A 2,601-nucleotide genomic window follows, 5' to 3' on the forward strand; every position below is an offset into this window, starting at 1 on the left:
TGGCGAGTAGCGCTTGATGGTAGCGCGAGTCTGGACAGTTGGTAGCACGATTCCGGGAACACGGTAGCGCCCGCCCTGGTGAACTGCTGTGCTGTGAGACGACAACGCATAAGGCGTTGTCGTCTCATTGTTAAGGGCGGGCCATGGCGGAGTATCGGAAAATATTGGGGTTGTTGCTGGAGGGGAGGAGTTACCGCGAAGTCGTAGAGATCGCGGGGTGCTCGCATCGCGACGTGGCCCGGGTCCGGCAGGAGGTCCAGGAGCGGGGTCTCACCTCGGCGGTCGCGGTCAGTGACAGCGAGCTGGCGGATTGGTTCCCCGACGGGCGCCGGAAAGTGTCGGAGGAGTATGACCAGCCCGACTTGTCGCGGGTGCTGGCGTCGATGAAAGCGAACCGTCACTTCACGTTGCTGCTGGCGTGGCGTCGCTACGTCGACACCAAGGACGCGGGGAAGAAGTACGGGTACTCGCAGTTCTGCGCCCTGTTCACTGGCTACCTCCGCACCCACGATCTGGTGGCGGTGCTGCGCCATGAGCCGGGGCGGGCGATGCTGGTGGACTGGGCCGGCGACACGATGGATGTCGTCGACACGATCACTGGCGAGGTGGTCCGGGCAATTTTGTTCGTCGCGGTGTTGCCGTTTTCGGGGCTGATGTTCTGCCGCGCATATGCGGATATGAAGTCCCCGGCGTGGCTCGACGCGCATGTTCAAGCGTTCGCGTTCTTCGGCGGCGTGACGCAGATCGTCGTGCCAGATAACCCGAGGACCTCCACCCACCAAACCCATAAGGGCGACGCGGAGCGGGTCGTCAACGCGAGGTATCAGCAGCTCGCGGATCACTACCAGACAGCAATTGTCCCGGCCAGAGTGAAGAAACCCCGCGATAAAGCCTCAGCCGAGAACGCGGTGAACGTGGTCAACAAACGCGTCATCGGCTACCTCGATGACGATGTCTTTACGACGCTGAGCGAGTTGAATACTGCGATCGAGGAGCGGGTGCGGGAGATCAACCACGATATCCGCCGCGCCGACGACACGACCCGGTGGGAGAGGTTTGACACCGAGGAACGGGAGCTGCTGGGCCCTTTGCCCGATGCCGGGTTCGAGGACGTCGAGTGGAAGGAACTGAAGGTGGCCCGGAACTACCACGTCACCGCGGACACGCAACGGTATTCCGTGCCCTTCGCGTTGGCGGGCAAGCTGTTGCGGGTCCGGCTGACGTCTTCCCGGGTGACGGTCTTCGACGGGCACGAGAGCATCTGCGAACACCCGCGGCTGACGGGCCGCAAAGGCCAGTACTCGACTTTGCCGGACCATGTCCCGCCGCAGCACCGCGATATTGATGGGCTGTGGTCCCGGCGGTGGTTCATCGACCGGGCGCGCAGCGTTGGGCCGGCAACAGTCACGGTGATCGAGCAGATCCTCGACGGTCAGGTGATCGAGGCGCAGGGCTACCTGTCGTGCCAGAACATCCTCGACGGGCTCGGCAAGAACAATCGGGAACGGTTGGAGGCGGCCTGCCAGGAGCTCGTGAACCGCAGCGCTCATCCGACTTACTCGACGCTGAAACGGTTGATGGCGGCGATCGATTGTGATGCGAAGAAGCCCCGGCCGGTGATCCCGGCGGCCTCAACGCGCAAACGCGCCAGCACCGTCGTTTTCCACGACACCATGCCAGACGTCTATGTTCGCGATGCCTCCCACTACGCACGCGACGAGGAGGGAAAGTGATGTTCACGAGCATCGATTACGATAAGTTCCGGGCCCTGCGGGTGACCCACGTCGCGACCCGGCTGGAGGAGCTCATCCAGGACGAAGGCAACGACACACTCACTCCCGAGCAGTTGTTTCTCACTGCGGTCGACGACGCGTTGGAGTCCCGCCGCATCAACAAGGTCGACAAACTCATCCGCCAGGCCGGCTTCCCGATCCCGGGGGCAACAGTTGCTGAGGTCGACTACCGCGACGGGCGAGGGATCACCCCGGTCAGAATGCGACGCTATGCCGACCATGACTGGCGCTCCGATGCGACGAACCTGCTCATCATCTCGCCCACCGGCGGCGGGAAAACCTACCTTTCCTGCGCGTTGGCCATCGGTGCCTGCCAGAGTGAACACTCGGTTCTCTACTTCCGGATGGACGACTTGGCACGGCGGCTCGTCATCGCCCGCGGCGACGGCATCGCCCACCAGAAGCTGTTGAACGAGCTCTCCAACATCGATCTGCTGATCATCGACGATTTCCTCACCGTCGGCATCGACAGCGACGCTGCCAGCGATTTGTTCGCGATCCTCGCGAACCGCGAGCACCGGCTGCCGACAATGATCGCCTCCCAGACCGGGCCAGCGCACTGGGTTGCTGAGCTTCCCGACCGGGTCGCGGCAGACTCGATCGTGAACCGCCTCGCCAACAACGCCCGGATCATCAACCTCGGCCAGATCGACATGCGCCGGCACCGCAACGACCAGGCCCGCGCCCACGAGGCCTACTGGGAGTAACACCGGTAGCGGCCCGGGCACAGCGCCCGGGCCGCTACCACCTCGTCAGAACTGCGCTACCAGGTGTTTGGACTCGCGCTACCATCAAGCGCTACTCGCCA

Annotated in this window: 2 protein-coding genes; both read left to right on the forward strand. The window is 63.5% G+C overall.

Annotation, left to right across the window (positions count from 1 at the left end; translation table 11 throughout):
• Positions 1-143 precede the first annotated feature (143 nt).
• Positions 144-1,733: an IS21 family transposase gene (gene istA, locus BJQ90_RS13795; protein ID WP_226760821.1), complete on the forward strand. Its 1,590-nt coding sequence runs from the start codon at positions 144-146 to the stop codon at positions 1,731-1,733.
• Positions 1,733-2,500 carry an ATP-binding protein gene (locus tag BJQ90_RS13800; RefSeq protein WP_226760822.1) on the forward strand — a complete coding sequence of 256 codons (768 nt, stop codon included), beginning with the start codon at positions 1,733-1,735 and terminating at the stop codon, positions 2,498-2,500. Before istA ends, BJQ90_RS13800 begins: the two co-directional genes overlap by 1 nt.
• The last annotated feature ends 101 nt before the right edge of the window (positions 2,501-2,601 follow it).

The sequence above is a fragment of the Arthrobacter sp. SO3 genome (assembly GCF_020532825.1).
In the GTDB taxonomy this organism is placed as follows: domain Bacteria; phylum Actinomycetota; class Actinomycetes; order Actinomycetales; family Micrococcaceae; genus Arthrobacter.

What these genes read in the sequence shown, in the direction of transcription:
- istA (WP_226760821.1), top strand. Translation starts at nt 144, where the DNA reads ATGGCGGAGTATCGGAAAATATTGGGGTTGTTGCTGGAGGGGAGGAGT.
- BJQ90_RS13800 (WP_226760822.1), top strand. Translation starts at nt 1,733, where the DNA reads ATGTTCACGAGCATCGATTACGATAAGTTCCGGGCCCTGCGGGTGACC.